The sequence below is a fragment of the Streptomyces sp. NPDC030995 genome (assembly GCF_055571215.1).
In genome coordinates this window covers 72,371-98,976 of the sequence record NZ_JBVIFS010000027.1, presented here as the reverse complement: position 1 = coordinate 98,976, position 26,606 = coordinate 72,371, and the positions used below count along the sequence as shown (strand labels likewise).

The 26,606-nt window shown below is 72.8% G+C and carries 25 protein-coding genes; 14 read left to right on the top strand and 11 right to left on the bottom strand.

Annotated elements, in window-relative coordinates; genetic code table 11:
• Window positions 1-391: 391 nt before the first annotated feature.
• Window positions 392-1,579, bottom strand: a complete 1,188-nt coding sequence (locus tag ACZ45T_RS30355) for a thiolase C-terminal domain-containing protein (RefSeq protein ID WP_468446884.1) — start codon at window positions 1,577-1,579, stop codon at window positions 392-394.
• Between the two features lie 154 nt (window positions 1,580-1,733).
• Between ACZ45T_RS30355 and ACZ45T_RS30350 the strand changes: the two genes are divergently transcribed.
• Window positions 1,734-2,957: an acyl-CoA dehydrogenase family protein gene (locus ACZ45T_RS30350; RefSeq protein ID WP_468446882.1), complete on the top strand. Its 1,224-nt coding sequence runs from the start codon at window positions 1,734-1,736 to the stop codon at window positions 2,955-2,957.
• Window positions 2,957-3,430, top strand: a complete 474-nt coding sequence (locus ACZ45T_RS30345; protein WP_468446880.1) for a nitroreductase family deazaflavin-dependent oxidoreductase — start codon at window positions 2,957-2,959, stop codon at window positions 3,428-3,430. Before ACZ45T_RS30350 ends, ACZ45T_RS30345 begins: the two co-directional genes overlap by 1 nt.
• A 54-nt stretch (window positions 3,431-3,484) precedes the next feature.
• Here the strand turns inward: ACZ45T_RS30345 and ACZ45T_RS30340 are convergent, their stop codons facing one another.
• On the bottom strand, window positions 3,485-4,132 hold the full coding sequence (locus tag ACZ45T_RS30340; RefSeq protein WP_468446878.1) for a TetR family transcriptional regulator: 648 nt from the start codon (window positions 4,130-4,132) through the stop codon (window positions 3,485-3,487).
• 329 nt (window positions 4,133-4,461) lie between these two features.
• On the opposite strand from ACZ45T_RS30340, the gene ACZ45T_RS30335 reads away from it, so the two are divergent.
• From ACZ45T_RS30335 to ACZ45T_RS30310, 6 genes are all read left to right on the top strand, one after another.
• Window positions 4,462-5,256, top strand: coding sequence for a VOC family protein (locus tag ACZ45T_RS30335; protein ID WP_468446876.1), 795 nt, complete (start codon window positions 4,462-4,464; stop codon window positions 5,254-5,256).
• Between the two features lie 181 nt (window positions 5,257-5,437).
• On the top strand, window positions 5,438-7,858 hold the full coding sequence (afsK, locus tag ACZ45T_RS30330; protein ID WP_468446874.1) for a protein serine/threonine kinase AfsK: 2,421 nt from the start codon (window positions 5,438-5,440) through the stop codon (window positions 7,856-7,858).
• 68 nt (window positions 7,859-7,926) lie between these two features.
• Window positions 7,927-8,424: a peptidylprolyl isomerase gene (locus tag ACZ45T_RS30325; RefSeq protein WP_468446872.1), complete on the top strand. Its 498-nt coding sequence runs from the start codon at window positions 7,927-7,929 to the stop codon at window positions 8,422-8,424.
• Window positions 8,425-8,615: 191 nt separating this feature from the next.
• Entirely contained in the window at window positions 8,616-9,212 is a 597-nt protein-coding gene (locus tag ACZ45T_RS30320; protein ID WP_468446870.1) for a pentapeptide repeat-containing protein, read from the top strand.
• A gap of 73 nt (window positions 9,213-9,285) precedes the next feature.
• Complete coding sequence (locus tag ACZ45T_RS30315; RefSeq protein WP_468446868.1) at window positions 9,286-10,326, top strand: tetratricopeptide repeat protein; 1,041 nt, start codon at window positions 9,286-9,288, stop codon at window positions 10,324-10,326.
• Window positions 10,323-11,213 (top strand): glycosyltransferase family 2 protein, encoded by an 891-nt coding sequence (locus ACZ45T_RS30310; protein ID WP_468446866.1) that lies wholly within the window; start codon window positions 10,323-10,325, stop codon window positions 11,211-11,213. Before ACZ45T_RS30315 ends, ACZ45T_RS30310 begins: the two co-directional genes overlap by 4 nt.
• 72 nt (window positions 11,214-11,285) lie before the next feature.
• Here ACZ45T_RS30310 and ACZ45T_RS30305 read toward each other — a convergent pair whose 3' ends face one another.
• Complete coding sequence (locus ACZ45T_RS30305) at window positions 11,286-11,807, bottom strand: hypothetical protein (RefSeq protein WP_468446864.1); 522 nt, start codon at window positions 11,805-11,807, stop codon at window positions 11,286-11,288.
• Window positions 11,808-12,148: 341 nt separating this feature from the next.
• Here ACZ45T_RS30305 and ACZ45T_RS30300 point away from each other — a divergent pair, with 341 nt between their 5' ends.
• Window positions 12,149-12,628, top strand: a complete 480-nt coding sequence (locus ACZ45T_RS30300) for a hypothetical protein (protein ID WP_468446862.1) — start codon at window positions 12,149-12,151, stop codon at window positions 12,626-12,628.
• Between the two features lie 35 nt (window positions 12,629-12,663).
• Here the strand turns inward: ACZ45T_RS30300 and ACZ45T_RS30295 are convergent, their stop codons facing one another.
• The 3 genes from ACZ45T_RS30295 to ACZ45T_RS30285 all read right to left on the bottom strand — a co-directional run bounded on the left by ACZ45T_RS30295 (window position 12,664) and on the right by ACZ45T_RS30285 (window position 15,144).
• Complete coding sequence (locus tag ACZ45T_RS30295) at window positions 12,664-13,440, bottom strand: enoyl-CoA hydratase/isomerase family protein (protein ID WP_468446860.1); 777 nt, start codon at window positions 13,438-13,440, stop codon at window positions 12,664-12,666.
• The gene (locus ACZ45T_RS30290; protein WP_468446858.1) at window positions 13,437-13,925 is read right to left on the bottom strand and encodes a Zn-ribbon domain-containing OB-fold protein; all 489 of its coding nucleotides are present in this window, start codon (window positions 13,923-13,925) and stop codon (window positions 13,437-13,439) included. Before ACZ45T_RS30290 ends, ACZ45T_RS30295 begins: the two co-directional genes overlap by 4 nt.
• A gap of 67 nt (window positions 13,926-13,992) precedes the next feature.
• On the bottom strand, window positions 13,993-15,144 hold the full coding sequence (locus ACZ45T_RS30285) for a lipid-transfer protein (RefSeq protein WP_468446856.1): 1,152 nt from the start codon (window positions 15,142-15,144) through the stop codon (window positions 13,993-13,995).
• A gap of 94 nt (window positions 15,145-15,238) precedes the next feature.
• Between ACZ45T_RS30285 and ACZ45T_RS30280 the strand changes: the two genes are divergently transcribed.
• Entirely contained in the window at window positions 15,239-16,897 is a 1,659-nt protein-coding gene (locus ACZ45T_RS30280; protein WP_468446854.1) for a FadD3 family acyl-CoA ligase, read from the top strand.
• Here the strand turns inward: ACZ45T_RS30280 and ACZ45T_RS30275 are convergent.
• The 3 genes from ACZ45T_RS30275 to afsR form a co-directional block, all read right to left on the bottom strand.
• A complete protein-coding gene (locus ACZ45T_RS30275; protein WP_468446853.1) occupies window positions 16,894-17,676 on the bottom strand; it encodes a class I SAM-dependent methyltransferase in 783 nt (260 codons plus the stop codon). The two genes, ACZ45T_RS30280 and ACZ45T_RS30275, sit on opposite strands and share 4 nt — an antisense overlap.
• Before the next feature lie 153 nt (window positions 17,677-17,829).
• Window positions 17,830-18,036 carry a hypothetical protein gene (locus ACZ45T_RS30270; protein ID WP_468446851.1) on the bottom strand — a complete coding sequence of 69 codons (207 nt, stop codon included), beginning with the start codon at window positions 18,034-18,036 and terminating at the stop codon, window positions 17,830-17,832.
• A 205-nt stretch (window positions 18,037-18,241) separates the two neighbouring features.
• Entirely contained in the window at window positions 18,242-21,385 is a 3,144-nt protein-coding gene (gene afsR / locus ACZ45T_RS30265; RefSeq protein WP_468446849.1) for an SARP-family global regulator AfsR, read from the bottom strand.
• A 224-nt stretch (window positions 21,386-21,609) separates the two neighbouring features.
• Between afsR and ACZ45T_RS30260 the strand changes: the two genes are divergently transcribed.
• From ACZ45T_RS30260 to ACZ45T_RS30250, 3 genes are all read left to right on the top strand, one after another.
• On the top strand, window positions 21,610-22,836 hold the full coding sequence (locus ACZ45T_RS30260; RefSeq protein WP_468446847.1) for an amidohydrolase family protein: 1,227 nt from the start codon (window positions 21,610-21,612) through the stop codon (window positions 22,834-22,836).
• Between the two features lie 94 nt (window positions 22,837-22,930).
• Complete coding sequence (locus ACZ45T_RS30255; RefSeq protein ID WP_468446845.1) at window positions 22,931-23,611, top strand: pyridoxine/pyridoxamine 5'-phosphate oxidase; 681 nt, start codon at window positions 22,931-22,933, stop codon at window positions 23,609-23,611.
• A gap of 9 nt (window positions 23,612-23,620) precedes the next feature.
• Window positions 23,621-24,136 carry a hypothetical protein gene (locus tag ACZ45T_RS30250; RefSeq protein ID WP_468446843.1) on the top strand — a complete coding sequence of 172 codons (516 nt, stop codon included), beginning with the start codon at window positions 23,621-23,623 and terminating at the stop codon, window positions 24,134-24,136.
• Between the two features lie 9 nt (window positions 24,137-24,145).
• On the opposite strand, the gene ACZ45T_RS30245 is transcribed toward ACZ45T_RS30250, so the two are convergent.
• Complete coding sequence (locus ACZ45T_RS30245) at window positions 24,146-24,568, bottom strand: Zn-ribbon domain-containing OB-fold protein (RefSeq protein WP_468446841.1); 423 nt, start codon at window positions 24,566-24,568, stop codon at window positions 24,146-24,148.
• Complete coding sequence (locus tag ACZ45T_RS30240; protein WP_468446839.1) at window positions 24,565-25,017, bottom strand: DoxX family protein; 453 nt, start codon at window positions 25,015-25,017, stop codon at window positions 24,565-24,567. Before ACZ45T_RS30240 ends, ACZ45T_RS30245 begins: the two co-directional genes overlap by 4 nt.
• Window positions 25,018-25,264: 247 nt before the next feature.
• On the opposite strand from ACZ45T_RS30240, the gene ACZ45T_RS30235 reads away from it, so the two are divergent.
• Window positions 25,265-26,419 carry a flavin-containing monooxygenase gene (locus ACZ45T_RS30235; RefSeq protein WP_468446837.1) on the top strand — a complete coding sequence of 385 codons (1,155 nt, stop codon included), beginning with the start codon at window positions 25,265-25,267 and terminating at the stop codon, window positions 26,417-26,419.
• Window positions 26,420-26,606: the final 187 nt, after the last annotated feature.

Here is a 26,606-nt window from a genome sequence, read left to right as displayed (position 1 = left end):
CCCGTTCCTTTGGGGGTTTCCCGGCAGTCTTCGTATGTCCGTGGCGGGACGGTCGGTCAAGGGTGGCCGAAGGCCATCGCGTAGCGACGCGACCGCAGGGAGCGCCCTTGAGGGACCGGCCCGACACGGAGAGACGATGAGACTGCCGGGAAACCCCCAAACCCTCTCTGATCCCGCCTGAGGGGCTCCCGCGACTCGCAGCCACCGCCGCACAGACTCATGCCGCCCGCCGAACTCCGCCCACCGAAGCCACCCCCGCACGACCCGCCCCGCCCCGCAGCCCCCACCCCCCGAAGCCACCCCCGCACGAACCAACCCCGCCCCGCCGCCCCCGCCCCTCCCACCGAAGCCGCCCCGCACCACCCGACCTCCCCACCCCAGCCACCCCGCCTCACCCCCGCCCCAGTACCACCGTCCCCGAGGAGCAGAACCAGCCGCCTGTGCCCGAGGCCACCGCCACCTCCGGGAGGCGGCCGCCCGGTTTGGTGACCTGGCGGCCGGGGCCCGCCTCGCCGCGGAGTTGGCGGACTGCCTCGACCAGGAGGAAGAGGCCCCGCATGCCCGGGTGGCAGGCCGAGAGGCCGCCGCCGTCGGTGTTGACCGGGAGTTCCCCGTCGCGCAGCAGGCGGCCCTTCTCCACGAAGGCCCCGCCCTCGCCCTTCGCGCAGAAGCCGAGGTCCTCCAGGGTCACCAGGGTCATGTACGTGAAGGCGTCGTAGATCTCCGCGAGGTCCACGTCCGCCGGGGTGAGCCCGGCCCGCTCGAACGCCAGGCGGCCCGAGACCGCTGCCGGGGACACCGTGAAGTCCTCCCACTCCGACATGGTGGTGTGGGAGACGGAGGTGCCCGAGCCCAGGATCCACACCGGGGCCTTGGCGGTGTCGGGGACGTAGTCCTCGGCCGCGAGGAGCACCGCGCAGCCGCCGTCCGAGCGGATGCAGCAGTGCAGCTTCGTGAAGGGGTCCGCGATCATCTCGCCGGACAGGACCTCGTCGACCGTGATCGGGTCGCGGAACATGGCGTCCGGGTTGGTGGCCGCGTTCGCGCGGGCCTGTACGGCGACCGCGGCGAGCTGCTCCAGCGTCGTCCCGTACTCGTGCATGTGCCGGCGGGCGGCCATCGCGTACTTGGAGATCAGCGTGTGGCCGTACGGGACCTCGAACTGCAGCGGTCCCCGCGCCCCGAAGGAGAGGTTCGAGGTCCGGCGGCGGGCCTTGATGTCGGCCCGCGCCGTGGATCCGTAGACCAGGAGGACCGCGTTGGCGTGCCCCGCGGCGATCGCGTCCGCCGCGTGGGCGGCCATGACCTCCCAGGTCGAGCCGCCCACCGAGGTGGAGTCGACCCAGGTGGGGCGCAGGCCGAGGTATTCGGCCACCTCGACCGGTGCGAGCGTGCCGAGGCCGGCCGAGGCGAAGCCGTCGATGACGGAGCGGTCCAGGCCGGAGTCGGCCAGGGCGCGCCGGGCGGCCTGCGCGTGCAGGGCGTACGGGGTGGGACCGTCCACGCGGCCGCAGTCCGAGAGGGCGACGCCGACCACCGCGACCTTCCGGCGGGGGCGAGAGACCGTAGAGGAAGACATGAAACCGACGGTACATCTGATGGTCCGTCAGATACTAGATCCGGACGGACGGGACCCAACGGGGCCGACCGCGACCCGGCCCGCCCACCCCCTGTGCATCTGCCGCCGCCGGGCCTAACATGACGGCCCGTCAGATACGGGGAGGAGCCCGACGATGGATGCCGCCTTCACCGCGGAGCAGGACGAGATACGCCGTACCCTGCGCGAGATCCTGGGCAAACGCTGCGGCCCCGACGAGGTCAAGGCCGCCGTCCGCACCGCCGCCGGACACGACCGCGAGCTGTGGCAGCAGCTCGCCCGGCAGCTCGGGCTGCCGGGCATCGCCATCGCCGAGGAGTACGGCGGCGTCGGCTGCGCCCCCGCCGACCTGGCCCTGGCCTGCGAGGAGACCGGGCGGGCGCTGCTGCCCTCGCCGCTGCTGGCCACCGCCGTGCTCTGCGCGCCCCTGATCACCGCCCTCGGCACCGCCGCCCAGCGCTCCGCGCTGCTCCCGCCGCTCGCGGCGGGCGGGCTGACCGCCGCCCTCGCCGTCCCCGGACCGGCGCTGGCCACCGCACTCGCGCTGACCGGCGACGACATCGACGGACAGTGGTCCGGCGGCGGCCGCGCGGGCGGGGTCCAGGCCCGCGCCGACGCGGCGGACGGCGGCTGGCGGCTGTACGGGGAGGTCGCACAGGTGCTCGACGGGCACAGCGCCTCGGTGCTGCTGGTCGCCGCGCACACGGGCGGCTTCGCCCGCAGCCGGACGCTGCTGTTCCTCGTACGGGAGGACGCGCCCGGGCTCGTACGGACGCGGCAGGCCGTGCTCGACGAGACCCGCCCGCAGGCCAGGATCCAGCTGCGGGACGTTCCCGCCGAGCTGCTCGGCGAGGCAGGCGGAGAAAGCGACGGCAACAGCGCCGACGTGCTCGGCGCCCTCGCCGCCACCGGGCGTACCGCCGCCACCGTCCTGGCCGCCGAGGCCGTCGGCGCGGCCGGGCAGGCGCTGGCCCGCACCGTGGAGTACGTACGCCAGCGCGAGCAGTTCGGCCGGGCGATCGGCTCCTTCCAGGCGGTCAAGCACCGGCTCGCCGACCTCTACGTACAGGTGCAGGCGGCCCGCTCGGCGGCCTATTACGCCGCCTGGGACGCGGAGCAGGGCGGCCTCGCCCTGGCCCAGGCCCTGGAGGCCCTGCGGATGACCGCGGGCGAGGCGATCCAGCTGCACGGCGGCATCGGCTTCACGTGGGAGCACGACGCGCACCTCTACTTCAAGCGGGCGGCGGCCGACGAGCTGCTGTTCGGCCCGGTCCACCGGCTGCGGGCCCATGCCGCGGCCCGCGCGGGCCTGTTCGCCTCATCCGCCTCACCCGTCACACGAGAGAGGGCGGCCGTCTGATGGCTCCCGGCGTCAAGCTGATGCAGAAGGTCTCCTCGACCATGCTCTTCGCCAAGATCGCACCGCACATCATCCCCGCCATGGACAAGGCGGTGCACAAGCTCACCCGCGGCAAGGTCATGCTCAGCGCCCAGATGCTGCCGGGCGTGATCCTCACCGCCAAGGGCGCCAAGACCGGCGAACCGCGCACCACCCCGCTCGCCTGCATGCCGGAGGACGGCGGGGCGAGCTGGGTGCTGATCGGCTCCAACTTCGGCCGGCCCGGGCACCCGGCATGGACCGGGAACCTTCTCAAGCACCCGGACGCGGACGTGAGTTGGCAAGGGCGGGACATCGCCGTACGGGCCCGGCTGCTGGCGGGCGAGGAACGCGCGGCGGCGTGGCGGGCAGTGCTGAAGTTCTGGCCGCCGTACGCGACGTACCAGGCGCGCATCGAGCGCGAGATCCGGCTCTTCCGCCTGGAGCGTCGCTGATCGCAGGGGTACGGAAGAGGTTGCCCGGCGGCGGACCCTGGAGAGGGTCCGCCGTCACTTGGTCGGCTTCTTGCCCGTGATGCCGAGGTGGACGAGCAGCGCCAGGTTCGGCTTGAGCTCGGCCTGCTTGACACCCCAGGTCTGGAAGCCCTTCTGGTGCGAGGCGACCGCGGCCAGCATCGCGACCAGCGAACCGGCCATCGCCGCCGGACTGAGGTCCTTGTCGACCTTGCCCTTGGCCTGGAGCTCCTTCATCGATTCCGTGAGGGAGTTGGTGACCGAGTTCAGGATCTTCATGCGGATCTTGTAGAAGCGCTTGTCGCCCTCGGCCGCGCCGAGGTCGACGACCCGCAGGATCGCGTCGTTGCGACGCCAGAACTCCAGGAAGCCCTCGACGAGTTCCTCGGCGGCCGCCCAACCGGACTTGCCGACCCAGGTCCGGCCCTCGACGAGCGACGTCAACTGCGCGCCCTCGGAGGCCATTTGTTCGGCGATCTCCAGGACGGCGCCCTCGACGTCCGGGAAGTACTGGTAGAAGGTCGCGGGGGAGGTACCGGCCTTGCGGGCGACGTCGATCACTTTGACGTCGCGGTACGGCGAGGAGCTGAGCATCTCGCTGAGGCAGTCGAGCAGCTTCTGCCGCGTCGCCTGGCCGCGCCGGCCGGCGACACGCCCGTCGACGGTGCGTACTTGTCCTGTCATGCCGTCAGCTTACCGAGGGGTGATCGGCGCGCTATTCGGCCGCCTGCAAATGGGGTTACGGGGTCCCTGGCCTGGGCGGAAGGCGGCCCCCGGCGGCCGCGGGAGCCAATTTCGGACGGGTCCCCCCGTCCGCGGCCGGCGCACGGCCCGGCCCCCCGCCCCATGGCCGCCCCACACCCGGCCCGATGCCCGGCACGGGCGTGTCGCCCGGTTCCGCGAGATATCCCCCGAATAGTCTTATCAACAGGCTGTGGACAAGTTTTCGGGCGGATCATGGCTGAGAGAGGTGGGAGGGTACACACCCCCGCACAACGGAAGGAACCGGGCCCATGGCCGCATTCGCGGAAGGCGCACCCTGCTGGGTGGACGCCTCGCTCCCGGACGTCGAGGCGGGCAAGCGCTTCTACGGCGAGCTCTTCGGGTGGACCTTCGCAGACAGTGCGGGAGCCGAGTACGGCCACTACACGCAGGCCTACAGCCGCGGCCGCAACGTCGCCGCCCTCGCCCCCAAACCCGACGGCCGGATGCCCACCGTATGGGGGGTCTACCTCTACACCACCGACGCCTACGCCTGCGCCCAGCGCATCCGCGCCGCCGGCGGCCAGATGGTGATGGACCCGATGCCGGTCGGCCCGTACGGGACCGCCGCGATGGCCGCCGACCCCGGCGGGGCCGTCTTCGGCCTCTGGCAGCCCGGCACCCACCACGGCTTCGACGCCCAGCGGGAGCCGTACACGTACTGCTGGAGCGAGGTCTACACGCGGGCCCGCGACGCCGTCGACGTCTTCTACGCCAAGGTCTTCGGCTACGTCCCGGAGGACCAGAACGACGCCGGCGTCGAGTACCGCGTCTGGTCCCCGCCCGGCAGCGCGCCCGGCAGCGACACCGCCGTCCTGGGCCGCAGCCTGATCACCGACGCCTTCCCGGAGATCATGCCCGCCCACTTCCTCGTCTACTTCGCCGTCCCGGACTGCGACCAGTCCGTCGCGATGGTGCAGCGGCTCGGCGGCCGGGTCACCGCCGATCCCTTCGACACCCCCTACGGGCGGATCGCGGTCGTCGCCGACAATCAGGGGGCGGTCTTCGGGCTGCTCTCGGAACCCCGGACGAGGCTGGCCACGTAGCGAGTGGGCTATCCCACCCCCGCACTGCCCGCCGCGCCGGGGCCGGACCAGGCGCGGGCCTGACAGAATCGGGGTTGCGCGACCCGGGCGGCGCCCGGAGTGAGACGCTGCGCGGGGCCAGGCCCCGTACCGGTGGAAGCGGGCCCGGAGCGTGGGTCCGTACGGGGAGGTGTGGAGGCGAGTGGTGGAGCAGCTGACGCAGCACGACCCGAGACGGATCGGCCCCTTCGAGGTGCTGGGACGGCTCGGCGCCGGCGGCATGGGGCTGGTCTATCTCGCGCGGTCCGCGTCCGGACGGCGGGTCGCGATCAAGACGGTGCGCACCGAGCTCGCCGAGGACCAGCTGTTCCGGGTCCGCTTCACCCGCGAGGTGGAGGCGGCCCGCGCCGTGTCCGGCTTCTACACCGCGGCCGTGGTCGACGCCGACCCGCGCGCCGCCGTGCCGTGGCTGGCCACCGCGTACGTCCCGGCGCCCTCCCTGGAGGAGATCGTCAACGAGTGCGGGCCGATGCCCGCCCAGGCCGTACGGTGGCTCGCGGCCGGCATCGCCGAGGCGCTGCAGTCCATCCACGGGGCGGGCCTGGTCCACCGCGACCTGAAGCCGTCCAACGTCCTCGTCGTCGAGGACGGACCGCGCGTGATCGACTTCGGCATCGCGAGCGGGGTCTCCAACACGCGGCTGACCATGACGAACGTCGCCGTCGGCACTCCCGCCTACATGTCGCCCGAGCAGGCGAAGGACTCGCGCAGCGTCAAGGGCGCCAGCGACGTCTTCTCGCTCGGCTCCACGCTCGTCTTCGCCGCCACCGGGCACCCGCCGTACCACGGGGCGAACCCGGTGGAGACGGTCTTCATGCTGCTGCGCGAGGGCCCCAACCTGGAGGGGCTGCCGGAGGAACTGCGGCCGCTGATCGAGTCCTGCATGCAGATGGACGCCACCCAGCGCCCGACCCCCGCCGACCTCCAGGCGCAGCTCGCGCCGCACCTCTTCGACGGCGGCGACGACAGCGGTACGGCCTCGGCGTGGCTCCCGGAGCGGGCCGTCGCGATGATCGAGGCCCGGCGCGCGGGGAACCGTACGCCCGCCGCCGCGATCGTGCCCGCGCCGCAGGCGGGCCCCCGCTCGGCCGCCGCGTCCTCCGGGCCCTCCGCGGCCGCCACGCACCGCCGCCAGCGCGGCGGCGCCGACCCGTGGGTGGACCCGCGTACCGGCCAGGCCGTCCCGCAGCGCCCGCACCACCCGCCGATGAACCCGGCGCCCTCGGGCGAGCCCGTCCGCCTCGGCGGCTCGCCGGTGCCGATCGGGCCCGGACCGCGTGCGACGGCCGCGGCGCCGGCGGCGCACGCCTCGGGCGCGGACTCGGCGACCGGCTGGGTCCGGCCGCCGGGCGGCTCGGCGTCCTCCGCTTCCGTACCGGCTCCGGTGTCCTCGCCCGTGTCCGTACCGGGTCCCGGCCCGGCCCCGGACAGCGGCCGCTGGCGCCCGTGGCGCTTCCGCATGTCCAACGAGGTCTGGGGCACCCCGACCGTCGCCGGCAACCTGCTGTACGTCACCTCCTTCGAGGTGCACGCCCTGGACGTGGCGAGCGGCCGCCGCCAGTTCAAGACGCGCGACGTCGCCTGGTCCATGGCGGTCGCCGACGGCCGGATCCACGCCTCCGACGGCCCGTCCCTCTACGCGCTCGACGCCGGCGACGGCTCCGAGCGGTGGCGGCTGTCCACCGACGCCTGGGTGTACGCGCTGCGCGCCGAGCGCGGCACGGTCGTCACCGCCACGCGCGGGGGCGGCGTCCAGGGCTGGGAGGCGTCCAACGGCCAGAAGCTGTGGGAGCTCACCGGCGCGCAGAGCGACTTCGAGACGCCGGAGGCGGCCCCGGTCCTCCACGACGGCACGGTGTACGTGTGGCAGGACGCGCGGCTGCGCGCGCTGGACGCCCGCAGCGGCCGCGAGTCCTGGTCGTACCCGGTCGGCGACGCGGCCTCCTGCGGCGGCGTCCCGGTGCGGGTCACCCCGGCCCCGGACGGCAACGTCTACATCGCCGCCGGTACCCGCGTCCTGTCCGTCGACCGGGCCTCGGGCCGGGTCCGCTGGCACTTCGAGGCCCCCGCGGTCTTCCTGGCGCCGCCGGCCTTCGCGCCGGGCGCGGCCATCACGGGCGGCGGGGTCTACCTCGTCGACTACCTGGGCACCGTCTACGCCCTGGACGCGGCCAGCGGCCACGACCGCTGGCGGATCGCGACGGAGGCCCGGCAGTCCTCGGACCCGGTGCTGGTCGTGGGCGGCAACGTCCACCTGGGCGCGGGCAGCGCGCTCTACACGCTCGACGCGGTCACCGGCACCCCGAAGTGGCGTTTCGCGGCGGGCGGCGAGATCACCGGCCTGCCGGCGGTCGCGGACGGCCGGGTGCACTTCGGCTCGGCCGACCACTGCCTCTACACCCTGGACGCGGCGGGCGGCCAGCTCCGCTGGAAGCTGGCCACGGGCGGCGAGATCACGGGCGCCCCGGTGGCGGAGGCGGGCGTGGTGTACGCGTGCAGCAAGGACCGCTGCGTGTACGCCCTGGACGCGGCGAAGGGGACGGGCACTCGTACGAGCGGTTGACCTGCATACGGGCGGGGCTCCGGCCCCGCCGCGTAGCGAACCGCACCGGGAGTGACAGGATGGACCCCATGAGCAACGTTTACTTCGACATCACCATCAACGGCGAGGCCGCGGGCCGCATCGAGTTCAAGCTCTTCGACGACGTCGTCCCGAAGACCACGCAGAACTTCCGCGAGCTCGCCACCGGCGTGCACGGCTTCGGCTACGCGGGCTCGCCGTTCCACCGCGTCATCCCGCAGTTCATGCTGCAGGGTGGCGACTTCACCAACCAGAACGGCACCGGCGGCAAGAGCATCTACGGCGAGAAGTTCGCCGACGAGAACTTCCAGCTGAAGCACGACCGCCCGTTCCTGCTGTCGATGGCGAACGCCGGCCGCAACACCAACGGCTCGCAGTTCTTCATCACCACCGTCGTCACCCCGTGGCTGGACGGCAAGCACGTCGTCTTCGGCGAGGTCGTCTCGGGCTCGGACCTGGTCACCAAGATCGAGTCCCTGGGCTCGCAGTCCGGTACCCCCAAGGCCAAGATCGAGATCGCGGCCTCGGGCGTAGTCGACGCCGCCTGATCACCACCCCGCCAGTACGGCCGGTCGGCCCCGCCCCCTCCTGGGGGCCGGGGCCGCCGCCGTTTGGGGGTCGTATCACCCGGCCCGCGCCCGGTTCGGTGCTAGGGTCCGGCGCCATGCCCTCCGTGACCGCAGTGCGACCGAGGAACCCGCAGACCCCCCGGAACAAGGGGACGCTCCGCCCGGCGAGGATGCCGGAGGACGATCTGGTGGAAGACGCGATGATCCGCGGGGTGGAGTACAGCGGGGACGTCTTCGCTGGCCGCATGCTGGAACTGGTGGAGACGGAGCAGGTCCGCTTCGACAGTGTCCGCTTCACTGGCGCGAGCACCCGGCAGGTGGTGTTCTCCGACACCACCTTCCAGACCTGCGACTTCGCGACAGTCCGGGCCCAGGACACGTCCCTGGTGCGGGCCCAGGTGTCCGCGTCCCGGATCACAGGCGCGTCGTGGGCGAAGTCGCACTTCCACGATGTTGCGTTCGAGGGGTGCCGGGCGGACATGTCGCTGTGGCGGCACAGCAAGTTCAAGGCTGTGGTCTTCGAGGGCTGCAACCTTACGCAGGCCGACTTCCAGTTCGCCGAGCTGCGGGACGTGCTGTTCCGGTCGTGCGACCTGACCGGCGTGCAGTTCGCGAACGTCTCCCTCGGCCGTGTGCGGTTCGAGGACTGCACGCTCTTGGACGTTGGCGGGGCCGCAGACATGAAGGGCGCCGCCGTCCAGGGGCCCGGCGCCATGGAGTTGGCGCTGGCCCTTGCTCGGGACGCCGGAATCAAGATCGAACCCTGACCCGGATCACCGGTCAGCCGGCGGGGGTCACGCCGATCCGCTGGCCAGCGCCACCGACCTCGGGAGATTCGTGATGCTCCGTCGCAGGGACTTCATCAATGCAGCCTTTGCGACGGCCGCAGTCGGTCTGCCCCTCGCCTACGACCACGAAGCTGTTGCCGCCACCCTCAGGGCAGCAGAGCGCGGCTGCCGCGTTGGCGCCGAGGAGGTCGCCACCGTCCGGCAGCTCACCGAGACGTTCCGGAGCGTGGACGAGCGGCTGGGCGGCGGCCACGGGCTGACGACGGTTACCGCGTACCTCACGGACACCGTGGTCCCCATGCTGGAGGGACGATTCACGTCGGATTCAGTGGAGCGAAGCGCCTTTGGGGCGGCGGCCACGCTGGCGTGCCTGGTCGGCTGGAAGCACCATGACCTCGGCCGCGAGGGTGCCGCCCAGCACTACTACCTGCTGGGCTTCCAACTGGCCTGCGAGTCCGATCCGGACGGGCACTGCGCATGGATGATGAGGGCCCTGACCCACCAGGCACTCGACCTCGGCCACCCCAAATCGTGTATCGACCTGGCGGAGGAAGCCGTGCGGCGTGCGGCGGGCAAGGTCGACCGGCAGACTGAGGCGCTCCTGCTGGTCACTTGCGCCAGGGCGTACGGGGCGAGCGGGAAGGGCGAGAAGGCCGCGGCCGCCCTGCTGTCGGCCGAAGACGCGATGCTGGCCGGGGACGACCTGGTGCCCTCGTACGCCGCAGCCTCGGGGCCCGTCTCAGCCACCGTCGCCTCGCACACCGGCAAGACCCTGACCGAGATGAAGGACCACCGGGCGGCCGAAAAGCACTACCGCGCGGCACTCAAGGGCCGGGTGCCAGGCACCTACCAGCGCGTACACGGCCTCACCCTGGTCAACCTCGGAAAGTCGGTTGCGGCCCAGCACCGTCACGAGGAGGCCGTGGCCCTGTGGGGCCGCTCCCTGGATTTCATGGACGGCGTGCTCTCCGACCGGAACCGGAAGGAAATCAGGTCGATCCAGTCCGTAGCGGCCGGCTACGGAAGGCGCAGAGTCCCCGGAGCTGAAGCCCTGAACCAGCGCGCCGCCGAACTGCTGCAGGCCCACTCATGAACGACCCCCGTACGGACGTGCCTACGATCGGCGTCGTGATCCTCACCATGGGAGACCGGGAGAAGCAGCTCCGGGACCTCCTTGATTCGGTGGCGGCCCAGGAGGGAGACCCCGCGACGGTCGTCGTGCTCGCCCAGGGAGTGAAGCTTCCTGGCCCCCACGACGGAGTCGCGGCCGTCGAGCTGCCGGAGAACCTGGGCATCCCCGGGGGCAGGAACGCCGGGGTGCAGTGGTTGCGTGAACACGGCGGTGTCGACGTCGTCCTGGTCCTGGACGATGACGGCCTGCTGCCCGAGACCGACACGCTGCGACTCGTCAGAGAGGCATTCACCGAGAACCCCCGGCTCGGGGTAGTGGGCTTCCGAATCGCGGACGAGGAAGGCCTCTCCCAGCGCCGGCACGTACCCCGCCTCGGCGGCGCCGATCCGCTGCTCTCCGGACCGGTAACGACCTACCTGGGCGGCGCCCACGCCATCCGGATGCGCGTGATCGACCAGGTCGGCGAGTTCCCCGCACAGTTCTTCTACGCCCACGAGGAAACCGACTTCGCCTGGCGTGCACTCGACGCCGGATGGCAGATCGACTACCGGGCGGACCTGGTACTGCGCCACCCCCGTACCGAGGCATCCCGCCACGCGGTCTACTACCGGAACACCGGGCGCAACCGCGTCTGGCTGGCGAAGCGCCACCTGCCCGCCGCCCTGGTACCGGTGTACCTCGCCTCGTGGGCGGCATACACCCTGGTTCAGCGGCCCCCGCTGGCGGGGCTGAGGTCGTGGTGGGCCGGGTTCTTCGAGGGCGTGCGGGTCCCATGTCCGCCGCGTCGTCCCATGCGGTGGCGGACCGTGTGGCGCATGACGCGACTGGGCCGACCGCCGGTGATCTAACCTCTCGGCGCCCGGACAGCAGCCTGAGGGATGCCCGCCCGGCCAGTGTTCCAGCCCCCTGACGGGCCTGGATTACGAGCGGTCGACCGGCGGAGGAGAGAGCTCGTTCGGTGGGGCGGAGTGCGACTCCGGGGCCGCCGTGGTGGTGTGCGGCGGGAGGGGGCGGGCGCGGTGGGTGGGGCGGCCGCGCATGACGGCCGCGGCCAGCAGGAGCAGGGCGCCCGCGCCGAAGGCGTTGGCGACGCCGTCGCCGATGCCCAGGCCGTCGACGCCCACGGTGAGGCCCTCGGCGGCCTGACCCTGGCGGATCATCCACAGGACGCTGAACGTGAGAACGATGACCCCGGCCAGGGCCATGAGCAGCCGCGAGCGCAGCACGATCGCGGCCAGCGTGAGGATGGCGGCGAAGAGGAAGGGGAGCAGGAGCGAGGCCAGCAGGGCGGCCTTCTGATCGGTGATCCCGGTGCCGGTGAAGAGTTCCTGGATGCGGTAATCGCGTCCGTGACGGCCGTCGTACCAGGCACGGAAGGGGCTCCAGACGGCGGCCGTCGCTCCGATGAGACCCATCAGCGAGCCGATTACGTTGCGGATCATGTCCGGCCCTCCGAGGTAGCGGTCTCGATCCCGACGCTACGCCCGGCCTCCGGGGCCCGCATGCCGGAGGACGCCGGACGGAGTCCGGCGCAGCAGCTCGAAGCCGGAGAGGCCCCTCGGGGCCGAGCCGTGCGAGAGGTGCGTCAAGAAGCGGTCGCTACGCCCGGCCCTGCCGCCCCGCATCGCGGGCGGCGCCGGAAGGGTTCAGCCGGTTGCCGGAGCGGGCGCGAGGGCGGTTTGGAGCGTGAGTGAGGGGTCGGTGTCGATCTCTCGCCGGGTCGGTACAAGCCATGCGGTGGCTGATAGCGTGCCCGCCGTTGTCCAGGGGAGGGGTTCGGGCCATGGTGGCTGCACGTCACATCAGACTGACCGCGGTGCTGGTGACCGTCGTCTTCGCGCTGACCGGGTTCTCGTCGACCGGCGGGAGCAGCAGCGGGAGCAGCGGCAAGAGCAAGAGCAAGAGCAGCGGGGGCGGGTGCTCCAGCTCCAAGAGCAAGAACAAGAAGAAGAGCCACAGCGGGAGCAGCAACAGCAGCCCCACACCTTCGGCCAGCAGGACGGCCCCGCCCGCCCGAGTCATCGTCATCAGCTGCGCCGGCGCGGGAAAGACGGAGGCCACCCTCCAGGTCAGCTCCAACCTGGACACGGAGCGCTCCGTGCGGATCCCCGTGAACTTCCAGGACGCCAAGGGCGCCGGCCTCGACACCGGGTCCGTCCGGATCACGCTCAAGGCGCGCGAGACCCGGACGGTCACCGTGCCGCTGACGAAGCCCGCCAAGGCCGCAGAGGTGAAGAACTGCGTGGTCGGCCAGCTCGACTGACGGCCGGCGCCCCGGCGGGTCACCGCACCCGCAGGTCACCGCACCCGCGGCTCCGGCGCCCGCCGCCTGCCCGTGAAGAGCTCCGCCTGCCGCTCCGGCGGCAGGTTCCCCAGCGCGATCAGCGCCGGGGCCTGGGCCAGCGCCTGCTGGAGCGTGGCCTGCTTGGCCGACCACAGGGCCCGTACGGTCCCCTGTACGGCCTCCGTCGGGAAGCCGGCCAGGGTCTCGGCCGCACGCAGGGCCGCCGGGAGCAGCTCCCCGGGGGCGGTCAGCTCCGAGACGAGCCCGATCTCGTACGCCCGCCGCGCGGAGAGCCGTTCGGCCGCGCCCATGAGGGACATCCGGGCCGCCTCGCCGAAGGGCATGCGCTGCGCCATGTACACGGCCTCGTAGGCGCTGACCATGCCGTAGCTGGTGTGCGGGTCGAAGAACGTCGCCGAGGTGGACGCGATGACGAACTCCGCCTCGCCCAGCAGGTAGAAGGCCCCGCCGCAGGCCATGCCGTTGACGGCGGCGACGACCGGCTTCCACAGGTCGCCCGCCTTGGGGCCGATGGCGATCAGCGGATCGTCGGCCGAGTACGGGGAGGCGGGCTGCGGCACCTCCACGCCCCGGTCGATGCCGGTGCAGAAGGCGGCCGGGCCGGCGCCCGTGAGCACCACCGCCCGGACCTCCTCCGCGAAGCGGAACTCCCGCCACACCGCGCTCAGTTCGGCGGCCGTCGCCAGGTCGATGGCGTTGTGCTTGGGCTCCCGGTCCAGGGTGACGACCGCGACCCCGGTCGCCTTGTCCCGCTCCACCCGCAGCGTCACGGCTTCTCCAGGATCCAGCGCGGCACGGCCATCCCGCCGACCGAGGTGAAGGCCACCTGGACCCGCGCGCCGATGCGCAGCCGGGCCGGGTCCACCGAGTCGAGCGGGGCGTCGGCGGAGGTCACCAGGTTCCCGGCCAGCCGGATGTGCGGGGCGTCGGCGAGCTCCACGAGGATCACGTTGTACGGGGCCTGCGCGGCGTAGGCGGGCAGCAGCGGCGGATGCGGTCTGACGTACGACCAGATGCGGCCGCGGCCGCTCATCCGGCGCCACTCGCTGTCGAAGGACCGGCAGTGCGGGCAGCAGGGGCGGGGCGGGAAACGCAGCCGGCCGCAGTCCGGCGCCGCGCAGGCCTGGATGCGGAGTTCGCCCTGGGCCGCGTACTCCCAGAAGGGGGCTCCGTCCTCGTCGGGGACCGGGAGGAGCAGTTCGTCGGCGGTGGATGTGCCGGGTGCGGTGGTGGCGGCGGCGGTGGTGGTGGTCATCGGTCGACTCCTTGGACTTGGACTCCGACGCGGACTCGGACTCGGACTCGGACTCGGACTCGGCGGCTCAGGATCGGAGCAGGATCGCGGATGTCGGGACCCCCTCGCCCGCCGTCACCAGGCAGGTGGCGGCGTCCGGCACCTGGGCGGTGGAGACGCCGCGCAGCTGCTTGACGCCCTCGTTGATCAGGTTGAAGCCGTGCACGTACGCCTCGGACAGGCCGCCGCCCCCGGTGTTGATCGGGAGCCGGCCGCCCATCTCCAGGGCCCCGCCCTCGGTGAAGGCGGCGCCCTCGCCGCGCCCGCAGAAGCCGTAGCCCTCCAGCGAGAGCGGGATCAGCGGGGTGAAGGCGTCGTAGATCTGGGCGACGTCCACGTCCTGCGGTCCGAAGTCGGCCTGCTTCCACAGGTGTCGGGCGGCGGTCCAGGCGGGGCCCGACAGCGGGTCGTCGTTCCAGTAGTTGACCATGCCGTGGTGCTGGGCGGGCAGGCCCTGGGCGGCGGAGTGCACGTAGACGGGCTTCTGGCGGCAGTCCCGGGCCCGTTCGGCGGAGACGATCACGCAGGCCAGCGCCCCGTCGGTCTCCAGGCAGTTGTCGAAGAGGCAGAGCGGGTCGCTGATCATGCGGGAGGTCATGTACATCTCGCGGGTCAGCGGGCGCTCGTACATCATCGCGGCCGGGTTGGCGTTGGCCCGGTTGCGGCAGGCCATCGCCACGTTGAAGAGGTGCTCGCGGGTGGCGCCGTACTCGTGCATGTAGCGGCGGGCCAGCATGCCGATCTCGTCGGCGGGGCGCAGCAGGCCGAAGGGGCGGGTCCACTGGCCGGGGGTGGGCAGCTGGACGGCGGTGTTCTTCCAGGGGCGCGGGCCGGAGCCGCGTTTGCGGGAGCGCCAGGCGACGCCGACGGTGGCCTGGCCGGTGGCGACGGCGGCGGCGAGGTGGCCGACGGTGGCGCAGGAACCGCCGCCGCCGTAGCCGATCTTGGAGAAGAAGGTGACGTCGCCGGCGCCGATGGCCTTGGCGACCTCGACCTCGTCGGTCTCTTCCATGGTGTAGGAGGAGAAGGCGTCGACCTCGGACGGCTCGATGCCCGCGTCGGCGAGCGCCGCCAGGATGGCTCGACAGGCCAATTCCTTCTCGGACTGCGGCAGTTGTTTGGCGAAGGCGGTCTGGCCGATGCCGACTATCGCCGTAGCGTCCTTGAGTGTTGCCGCCATTGCGACCTCCGGGGTGCGCCAGTGCTGACAGCCGCGAAGGCTACAGCTAATCTGACGGATAGTCAGCTACTGGGTGAGCGGGAGGGTGACACGCATGGGCGAACACGAGCGCGAAGACGGACGCGAACACGGGCGCGAAGACCGGCGCGAGGACGTACGCGCAGACCTGCGCTGGGGCACCATCGCCGGGCTCGTCCGGGCGGCAGCCGCACAGTACGCCGACCGCGAGGCCGTCGTCGACGGCCGCGTACGGATCAGCTACGCGCAGCTCGGCGAACGCGTCGAGCGCGCCGCGGCGGCCTGCATCGCCGCCGGGATCGAGCCCGGCGACCGGGTCGCCGTCTGGGCGCCCAACACCCCGGAGTGGATCGTCTCCGCGCTCGGGGCCGTGTCGGCGGGCGCCGTGCTCGTCCCCCTCAACACCCGTTTCAAGGGCGCGGAAGCGGCGTACGTCCTCCAGCGCAGCCGGGCCCGGCTGCTCTTCGTCACCGGCACCTTCCTCGGCACCTCCTACGTCGCCTCCCTGCGCCGCGCCGCGGGCGAGGGCCCCGGCGCCGGGCCGCTGCCCGGGCTGCCGCACCTGGAGCAGGTCGTCGTCCTCGCCGACGACGCCCCCGAGTCCTTCCGCACCTGGAAGGACTTCCTGACGGGCGGGGACCGCGTACCGGCCGGGGCGGTGCGCGAACGCGCCGGGTCCATCCCCTCCGACGCCCCCTCCGACATCATCTTCACCTCCGGCACCACCGGCAGCCCCAAGGGCGCCGTCATCACCCACGCCCAGTCCCTGCGCTGCTACGACCTGTGGTGCGAGCTCGCCGGACTGCGCGAGGGCGACCGCTACCTGATCGTGAACCCCTTCTTCCACACCTTCGGCTACAAGGCCGGGATCATCGCCTGCCTCATGCGCGGGGCCACGATGGTCCCCCAGCCCGTCTTCAACGTGGACACCGTCCTCGCCAACGTCGCCGCCGAGCGGATCTCCGTACTCCCCGGGCCGCCCACCCTCCACCAGTCACTCCTGGACCACCCGCAGCGCGACCACCACGACCTCTCCGCCCTGCGCCTGGTCGTCACCGGCGCGGCCGTGGTCCCGCTGCGGCTCGTCGAACGGCTGCGCGGCGAACTGCGCATCGCCACCGTCCTCACCGCCTACGGGCTCTCCGAGTCCAGTGGCATCGTCACCATGTGCCGGAAGGGCGACCCCGCGGAGATCATTTCCGAGACCTCGGGGCGGGCCATCCCGGACACGGAGGTGCTGATCCTGGACGCGGACGGGCGGCCGCAGCCGGTCGGGCAGGCGGGCGAGATCGTCGTACGCGGCTACAACGTCATGCAGGGGTACTTCGAGGACCCCGAGGAGACCGCCAGGGCGATCACCCCGGACGGCTGGCTGCACACCGGCGACGTGGGGTTCAAGGACGACCGCGGAAACCTGCGCATCACCGACCGGATCAAGGACATGTTCATCGTCGGCGGCTTCAACGCCTACCCCGCCGAGATCGAGCAACTCCTCGGCCTGCACCCGGACGTCGCCGACGTCGCGGTCGTCGGCGTCCCGGACCCGCGCCTCGGCGAGGTCGGCAAGGCGTACGCGGTCCGCCGCCCCGGCTCCACGCTCACCGCCGACGACCTGATCGCCTGGTCCCGGCGGGAGATGGCCAACTACAAGGTGCCGCGCGCGGTGGAGTTCGTCACCGAGCTGCCGCGCAACGCGAGCGGCAAGGTCCTCAAGCGCGAGCTGCGCACCCGCTAGCCGGAGCGGCGGGCGAGGACCAGCCGCCAGCGGGGAGTCCCGTCGGGCCGGCGCCCGAAGTGCTCCAGCGGCACGGTCTCCACCGTGAACCCGGCCGCCCGGAGGTCCTCGCGCACCCCGCCGAACGGGAAGGTCCGGTAGTACATGACGAAGGGCGGCCGCCACACCGCGTTGCGCACCCGCATCACCGCGTCGAAGCCCGCCGCCACCCACCACACCGGTGAGCTCGGCGGGATCGGGGCGCCGATCGGGAAGGCGAAGAGCCCGCCCGCGCGCAGCGCGGAGTGGATCCCGGAGAAGAGCGCGGGCCGCTCGGACGGCAGGAAGTGACCGAAGGCCCCGAAGCTGACCGCCAGGTCGTACGAGTCCTCGAGCGCGGGCGGCAGCGCCCGCGCGTCGGCCCGTACGAAGTCGACGGGCGGGAAGCCGGGAACGGATCCGGGAGCGGATCCAGGGGCCGAACCGGGGGCGGATCCGGGGCCGTACGCCCGCTCGGCCTCGGCGAGCATGCCCGCGCTGAGGTCCACCCCGGTCACGCGCTCCCCGCACAGCCGCCGCAGCATGCCGATCGCGGCGCCCGTGCCGCAGCAGACGTCCAGCCCGGCACCGAAGGTGCCCTCGTGCTGGGCGAGGCTCTCCTCGACGGCGTCGAGCATCCGGTCCGGGGTGCGGAAGGGCGTGTGGTCGAACTTCGGCGCGAGCAGGTCGTAGCCCCGCTCGATCGAGGACAGGCCCTGCACGGCGAGTTCGCGGACGCTCGGTCCGTGGGAGGAGAACACACCCCCAGCGTATGCCGCGGCCGGTCCATGCCCGGACGCACGCGTGCGGCGGTCGCGGTGGCTCCCCCTCCGGGCCACCGCGACCGCCGTTCCCCCGTTGATCCCCCGTACGCAGATCCCCCGTGATCCCCCGTACGTACGGTGTGGTGCGTCTTACGGGCGCGGAGTCGACGCGTGGTTGTCCAGCGTCTGGATCTCCTCGCCCGGAGCGGGCGGGTCGAGCGGGACGGGCTGGTCGACCGGCTTGATCTCGATGCCCGAGGCGTGGTTGTCCAGGGTCTCGATTTCGACGCCCGAGGCGTGGTTGTCCAGCGGCTTGATGTCACCGTCGGTCGGCAAGATGTTCTCGTTCGTCGTCATCGGTTCTCCTGGTGGATGGGTAGGGCCCGTTCGGCGATTCCCCCGAGGATCGCCGAACGGGTAGTCCTCCAACCGACCCGGTTGCCCCCCGACGCCCCGGGTCGATGCACCTATCGTGGCGGGGGGCGATAAACGAACGATGAACGCCTCGTTCATCGGACATCACCGCAGGTCAGACGCAGGTCGGCACAGATCGGGGCGCAGCTCAGGCGGCGAGCTCCGACGCCAGCAGGTTCCGCACCTCGGCCAGTTCGGTCGACCCCAGCTGTGCGAAGACGCTCTCCGCGTCCCGCCAGCAGGCCCGGGCCCGGTCCCGCTGCCCCAGCCGCCGCAGCGCCTTGCCCAGCACGGTCAGCACGGTGGCCCGGCGCCACTCGCCGCCGATGCCGCGCAGCGCGATGGCCTGCTCGGCGTGCGAGGCGGCCAGGGTGGGCCGGCGTGCCGCCAGGTGGGTCTCGGCGAGCCGGAAGTGGGTGACGCCCTCCCACAGCGGCTGGCGGTTGTCGTGGAACAGCGCGAGCGCCTCGGTGAGCTGGGTCAGGGCCTCGCCGAACCGGCCGGCCTGGGTGAGCGCGATGCCCAGCGCGTAGCGGCCGTTGGCCAGGCGCAGGGTCAGGCCCATCCGGTCGTAGATGGCGATGCCCTGCTGGGCGAGGTCTATGGCGCTGGCGAGGCGGCCCAGTTCCACGTGGATGCGGGAGAGGTTGCACAGGGCGCTGGCCTCGCCGACGTTGTTGCCGTCGGCGCGGAAGCTCTTGATGGCCTCCAGCAGGTGCCGCTCGCCGTCGGCGTACCGCCCCTGGTAGAGGGCGATGATCCCGCGGTCGTTGGGCGCCCAGCAGCTGGGCAGCGGGTCTCCGGCGGCGCGGGCGAGCCCGGTGGCCTGGCGGGCCTCGTCGTCGGCCTCGGTGAAACGGCCCGCGACCAGGTGGACGTTGGTGAGGGTGGTACGGGCCCGGCCCTCGGCGTAGGGGTCCCCGGCGGCCCGGGCGGCGTCGCGCAGGGCGACGGCGGCCGACTCGTACTGCTTGGAGTTGGCCCCGGACTCGGCCAGGTCCTTGGCCGCCCACAGCAGGTCCACGGCCCGGCGCAGCACCAGCGCGTCTCCGGCCGTGCCGGAGGGCCGCGCGGACGCCCGTACGGAGGCCTGCCGTACGCACGCCAGCAGCGGGTCGGCCTCGGCGTACAGCCAGTCCAGCGCGGCGCGCGGGTCGGCGAAGACCAGCCCGGGGTAGTGGGTGTCGGACAGGTGCGCGGGCAGCCGGTCGCCGGGGCGCTCCAGGGCGTAGACCCCGGAGGCGGTGGCCAGGTAGAAGTCGAGGAGCCGGTCCAGGGCGGCCTCGCGGCTGCTCGGCGGCTGCTCGTCGCGCTCCGCGCACGCACGCGCGTAGAGGCGTACGAGGTCGTGGAAGCGGTAGCGGCCGGGGGCGGCGGATTCGAGGAGGGAGCAGTCGACTAAGGCTTCGAGGAGGTCCTCGGTGTCGTACTCGGGCAGGTCGAGTACGGCCGCTGCCGCGGACAGCGAGATGTCGGGGCCGTCGGCGAGGCCGAGGAGGCGGAACGCGCGCTGCTGGGCGGGCTCCAGCTGGCCGTAGCCCAGCTCGAAGGTGGCCTTGACGGCGAGGTCGCCGGCCTGGAGCTCGTCGAGGCGGCGGCGTTCGTCGGCGAGCTTGGCGGCGAGGACGGACACCGTCCAGGTGCGGCGGGCGGCGAGGCGGGAGGCGGCGATGCGGATGGCGAGCGGCAGGAAGCCGCAGGCGCCGACCACGTTCAGGGCGGCCTGGCGTTCGGCGCGCACGCGTTCCTCGCCGACGATCCGGGTGAAGAGCTGGAGGGCCTCCTCGGGGCTCATCACGTCGAGGTCGACGAGATGGGCCCCGGCGAGGCCCGCCATGCGCACCCGGCTGGTGACGAGGGCGGCGCAGCCCGCGGTGCCGGGCAGCAGCGGGCGGACCTGGGCGGCGTCGCGGGCGTTGTCGAGGAGGACCAGGACGCGGCGGCCGTCGAGGGTGGAGCGGTAGAGCGCGGCGCGGTCGGCCGGGGAGTCGGGGATGGCGGTGTCGGGGGTGCCGAGGGCGCGCAGGAAGGAGCCGAGGACGGCCTCCGGTTCGGCGGGGCGGGCCTCGGTGCCCTGGAGGTCGACGTAGAGCTGGCCGTCCGGGAAGTGCGGGCGGGCGGCGTGGGCCACGTGCACGGCGAGGGTGGTCTTGCCGACGCCGCCGATCCCGGCGAGCGCGGAGACGGCCATGACCTGGCCCGCGGCGCCCGCGGACAGGATCGTGCCGAGCTCCTCGACGAAGCTGGAGCGGCCCGTGAAGTCGGGGACGGTCGCAGGCAATTGGGCAGGCCTTACGTGAACGGTCGCGGCGGCCGGGGCCGGGTCTTCCGCGCGGGCGAGATCGGCGTCGGCGTTCAGTATGCGCTGCTGGAGGGCGGCGAGTTCGGGGCGGGGGTCGACGCCGAGTTCGTCGGCGAGGAGCCGGCGGGTGTCGGCGTAGACGGCGAGGGCCTCGGCCTGCCGGCCGCTGCGGTAGAGGGCGAGCATGAGCAGCTCGCGCAGGCGTTCGCGCAGCGGGTGGGCGGCGGTGAGGGCGGTGAGCTCGGAGACGGCCTCGGCGTGGTGGCCGACCTCCAGGTCGAGGTCGAGGCGGGTCTCCAGCAGCTGGAGGTGCCATTCGACGAGCCGGGTGCGCTCGGTCTCGGCGTGCGGGCCGGGGACCCCGGCGAGGGGCTCGCCCTCCCAGAGGTCGAGGGCGCGGGCCAGGAGCGTACGGGCGAGGGAGCGGTCACCGGCGGCGCGGGCCGTTTCGGCGTCGGCGGCGAGGCTGCGGGCGACGCCGAGGTCGAGGGTGGCGGCGCAGCGCAGGCGGATGGCGTAGCCGCCGGACTCGGTGACGAGCAGCCCGGGGGCGACGACCTTGCGCAGGCGGGAGGCGTACGTACGGATGGTGGCCAGGGCCTGCTGCGGCGGGTCCTCGCCCCAGATGGCGTCGATGAGTTCGGGCGCGGTGGCGGTGCGGCCGTCGCGGAGCAGGAGCACCGCGAGCAGGGCGCGCTGCTGGGGGGTGCCGGAGGGCAGCAGCTCGGCGCCGCGCCAGGCGCGGACGGGGCCTAGTACGGCGAAGCGGGACTCGCCGGTCGCCTCGGCGGCGTGCTCTGCCGTGGTCCCGGGCGCGGGCGCCGTTGCGCCGGGCGCTGGAGCGGTGTGCTCCGCCGTGGTCCCGGGCGCGGGCGGGGTTCCGCCGGGGCCGGGCGCGCGCCGGAGCGTCTCCTCGGGCGCCGAACGTGGCGAGGGGTCGGGGGGTGCGGCGGTGCTGCGTTCGGCGCCCTGCGGGGAGCGCCCCGGCACACACCCGGCCCCGTCGCAACCGGCACCAGGACCTGCTTCGGGTGCGGCTGTGGCCGCATTCGGCGGCTGCGGGATGGCCGGTACGCCGTCCATCTGTCGTCACCCTGCCTTCCGTCGTCGTAAGGGTCAGTCTGCCCTGTGTTGCACGTACACGTCAGCCCGTCCTGGGCCGATCACGGTCCAACTAGCTGACGGTTCGTCAGTTCAGCGCTACCGTATAAGTCATGGAGACCTTCCCGAAGATCATCTCGGTGGACGACCACACGGTGGAGCCCCCCCACGTCTGGCGGGACCGCCTCCCGTCCAAGTACCAGGACATCGGCCCGCGCGTCGTCCGCGCCCCCTTGAAGGAAATGACCTTCCTCGGCGGCAAGTTCGCCCCCGTCATGGGGGCCAAGGGCGACGACGGCCCGATCGGCGACTGGTGGGTGTACGAGGACCTGCACCGGCCGCTCACCCGGCTCGACACGGCCGTCGGGTACGACCGCGACGAGATCAAACTGGAAGTCATCACCTACGAGCAGATGCGCCCGGGGTCCTTCTCGGTTCCCGACCGGCTCGCGGACATGGACGTCAACCACGTCCAGTCGGCGCTCTGCTTCCCGACCTTCCCCCGCTTCTGCGGCCAGACCTTCACCGAGGCCAAGGACCGCGAGCTGGGGCTGCTCGGCGTACGGGCCTACAACGACTGGATGGTGGAGGAGTGGTGCGGCCCGGACGCCCACGGCCGCCTGATCCCCCTCACCCTCATCCCGCTCTGGGACGCCCGCCTGGCGGCGGCGGAGGTCCGCCGCAACGCGGCGCGCGGCGTGCGCGCGGTCGCCTTCTCGGAGATACCCCCGCACCTGGGCCTCCCCTCCGTCCACACCGACGAGTGGGACCCCTTCCTGGAGGCGTGCAACGAGACCGGCACGGTCATCGCCATGCACATCGGCTCCTCGTCCCGCATGCCGTCCACCTCCGCGGACGCCCCGCCGGCGGTGGGCTCCACCATCACCTTCGCCAACTGCTGCTTCTCGATGGTCGACTGGCTGATGAGCGGCAAGTTCGAGCGCTTCCCCAACCTGAAGATCATGTACGCGGAGGGCCAGATCGGCTGGATCCCGTACATCCTGGAGCGTGCGAACGTGGTCTGGGAGGAGAACCGCGGCTGGGGCGGCGTCGCGGACAAGGTGCTGCGCCCGCCGTCGGAGCTCTTCGCGGAGCACGTCTTCGGCTGCTTCTTCGACGACGCGTTCGGTCTGAAGAACCTGGACTCGATCGGCGTCGCCAACGTCCTCTACGAGACGGACTACCCCCACTCGGACTCCACCTGGCCGAAGTCCCGCGAGGTCGGCGAGTCCCAGATGGGCCACCTGGCGCCGGACGTGGTGGACCGCATCGTGCGCGACAACGCGATCGACCTGCTGGGGCTCACGGCGGACGGGCTGTGGGCGGGGCCGGGGGCCTGATCGGCAAGACACCCCCTACGGGCGGGCCCGCGGCCGGGCCCCCCTCTCGAGCGGGCGGGAAACCGGCTCGCACCGCGTGGTGTTCGATAGGGGCATGACCAGCGCCGGCAGCAGCCTCGACGAAGAATTCCACAACACCCTGCACTCCCTGCGCGTGTGGGACTCCGCGCTCCCCGGCTTCGACGCCGGGGGCGCTCCCGCCGAGCCGTTGGCGCTGTTCCGGGAGTGGTTCGTGCACGCGGCGCGGGCGGGGCAGTTGGAGCCGCACACGATGAGCCTCGCCACGGTGGACGCCGAGGGGAGGCCCGACGTACGGACGCTGATGCTGCACGACGCCGACGCGCGGGGCTGGCACTTCGCCTCGCACGCCACCAGCGCCAAGGGCGTGCAGCTGGCCGGGCAGCCGCAGGCGGCGCTCGGGTTCTACTGGCCGACCGTGGCCCGGCAGGTGCGGATCCGGGGCCGGGTCGGTGCCTGCGGGCCGCAGGAGAGCCGCGCGGACCTGGCGGTCCGCTCGCGGGGTGCGCTCGCGGCCGCACTCACGGGCCGGCAGAGCGAGGTGCTCGGCTCCGCGGAGGAACTGGCGCGCGCCTCGGCGGCCGCCTGGGAGCGGGCCGGCGCCGAGCCGGACGCCCCGGCTCCGACCTGGACGCGGTACGTACTGGACCCCGTCGAGGTGGAGTTCTTCCAGGGCGACGCCGCCCGCCGCCACACCCGGCTGCGCTACCGGCGTACCGCCGACGGCTCCTGGACCCGCGAGCTGCTGTGGCCTTAGTGTGCGCTGGTGGAGCTCAGTTCGGTGATCATCGCGGTGGCGGGCGTCGCAGGGACCCTGGGGGGCGCGATCCTCACCCAGCGCGGCTCGGAGCGCGTCAAGCGCCGGGAGATAGAGCTCGTGCGCGGGCACGAGGAGATCCGCGAGAACCTCGCACTGCGCCGCGCCTGCTACGTGGAACTCAACCGCGACGCCCGGCAGTTCACCACGGCGCTGAGCCGCCATCTGCACGTCATGCGGGAGCGCGGCGCGGCGGACGCGGACCGCGTCGCACTCGAAGAGGCGCGCAGCGCCCACCTCGGCCGGTACTCGGAGGCGCAGATGACCGCCCCCGACGAGGTGCTGAGGCGGGCGAGCGCGGCCAACCAGGCCTTGACTCAGGTGTACGGCCAGGTCAAGCGCCTGGAGCGCGGTGAGCCGGAGGCGGGCGAGACGATGGAGAGCGCGGCCCGGGCCCAGCAGGAGCTCTGGGACTTCCTGCGGGCCATGAGGACCGCCATGCGCCACGACCTCGGCGTGGAGTGAGAGCCGGGGTCAGTCCGAGCCCGCGGGGCGGAAGAGCGCCACCCACACCCCGTCCGCCGCCTCGCGGAAGGTCACCGCGAGCGCCATGCCGATGCGCAGGTCCGCCGCCTCGCAGTCGACCACCTCCGTCATCATCCGCGGGCCCTCCGCCAGGTCGACCACCGCCGCCGTGTACGGGACGCGCGTGCCGAACGGCGGGAGGTCGTTGCGGTGGATCACCGACCAGGTGTAGAGGGTCGCCCGGCCGCTCGCCGCCTCCCACGCCACCCGGTCCTCCCCGGCCCAGCAGGACGGGCAGAACTCGCGCGGGTAGTGGTGCGCCCGCCCGCAGTCCGCGCAGCGCCGCAACAGGAGCCGGCCCTCCGCCGCCGCGTCCCAGTAGGGCCGGGTGAACGCGTCCGCCTCCGGGAGGTCGTACCGTGCGCCGCTCACAGGAACAGTCCGATCGCCTCGTCGAGGGACCAGGTCTGCCAGGCCATGGCGAAGAGCGCGACGAGCGAGATGAGCGCCATCATCGCGTTCTGGCCCTGCTCGGCCCAGTCGTGGATCATCAGCACCAGGTAGAGCAGGTTCAGCAGCAGCCCGCCCACCAGCGCGATCGGGGTCAGGAAGCCGAGTACGAGGCCCAGCCCGAGCGCGAGTTCCGCGTAGACGACGATGTACGCCACCAGTTTGGGGCGGGGCTTCACGACCAGATCGAAGCCGCTCTGGACGAAGGTCCAGCGGTGCTTGCCCGCGACGTCGGCGGCCCACGCGATGCCGGTGCCGCGTTCGAACCAGCCCTTCTTGTCCTTGTGGCGCCAGCTCTCCAGCCACCACAGGCCGAGGCCTATCCGGAGCACGGCGAGCCACTCGGCCCCACTGAGCCAGATGGTCTGCATCGGCAGCCCCCACCCCTCTCGCGATCGATCGTCGCGCACTGAATCTGACGGAACGTCAGTTCAGCGGATCCCGGGCGATCCCGCAAGGCCCCGGCCGCGACCCGCAGGCCCGGCCCGCAGGCCCGGCCGCTGCGCGCCGAATCCCGTCGTGACCGATCCGCAATCGATTCCCTCCTCGTCCGAGACCCATCAACCCAGCGTGGCGATACGATCACACCTCATGCCAGGAGTCCCCACAGCACCCGACATGACCACCCAGCCCCGCCCCGTGTACGTCATCGGAGCCGGCCCCGGCGGCCTCGCCGCGGCCGCCGCGCTGCGCGCCCGCGGGGTCCGCGCGGTGGTCGTCGAGAAGTCCGACTCGGTCGGCGCGTCCTGGCGGCGCCACTACGACCGGCTCCGCCTGCACACCACCCGCCGCCTCTCCGCCCTCCCGGGCCTGGCCATGCCGCGCCGCTTCGGGCGCTGGGTCTCCCGCGACGACGTCGTGCGCTACCTGGAGAAGTACGCCGAGTTCCACGAGCTGGAGCTCGTCACCGGCGTCGAGGTGACCCGGATCGAGCCCGCACCCGAGGGCGGCTGGACCCTGCACGCCACCGGCGGGCGGGTGCTGGCCGCCACGGCCGTCGTCGTCGCCACCGGCTACAACCACACCCCCGCACTCCCCGACTGGCCGGGCCAGGACGCGTACACCGGGCGGCTGCTGCACGCCCGCGACTACCGCGCCCCGCAGCCGTACGCGGGCCAGGACGTCCTCGTCGTCGGTGTCGGCAACACCGGCGCCGAGATAGCCGTCGACCTCGTCGAGGGCGGGGCCGCGCGGGTGCGGCTCGCCGTGCGCACCGCCCCGCACATCGTGCGCCGCTCCACCGCCGGCTGGCCGGCCCAGCGCACGGGGATCCTCGTACGCCGGCTGCCCGTGAAGCTCGTGGACCGGCTGTCCACGCTCGTCGCCAAGGTCTCCGTCCCCGACCTGTCGGCGTACGGGCTCCCGCGCCCCGCCACCGGCCTGTACAGCAGGGTCACCGAGGGCGCGATCCCGGTTCAGGACGTCGGCCTGATCGACGCGGTCCGCAGCGGCAAGGTCGAGCCGGTGGCGGCCGTCGAGTCCTTCGACGGCGCCGAGGTGGTGCTCGCGGACGGCTCCCGGATCACTCCGGACGCGGTGATCGCGGCCACCGGGTACCGCCGCGCCTTGGAGGACCTGGTCGGCCACCTGGGCGTACTGGACGAGCAGGGCCGGCCCCGTACGCACGGCGCCCGCACCCCCGCGCAGGCCCCCGGCCTGTACTTCACCGGTTTCACCAACCCCATCAGCGGGATGTTCCGGGAGATGGCCATGGACGCGGAGAAGATCGCCAAGGCCGTGGCGGCCGGGCGGCCCCAGGGGGACACCCCGTAGGCCTGAAAGACACCTGGCCCCGCCCGGCAGGGTCTGGCACCGTGCCATAGAGAGACGCGAGAGACCACCGCACACCACATCCACACATCACTTTCCGCCAGCTTTCCTGCGCAGCCCTGTTCCTGACGGCACGTCAGTTCAGTAATCTGACTACACGTCAGTTATCGAGTTCCATCGAGGTTCATCG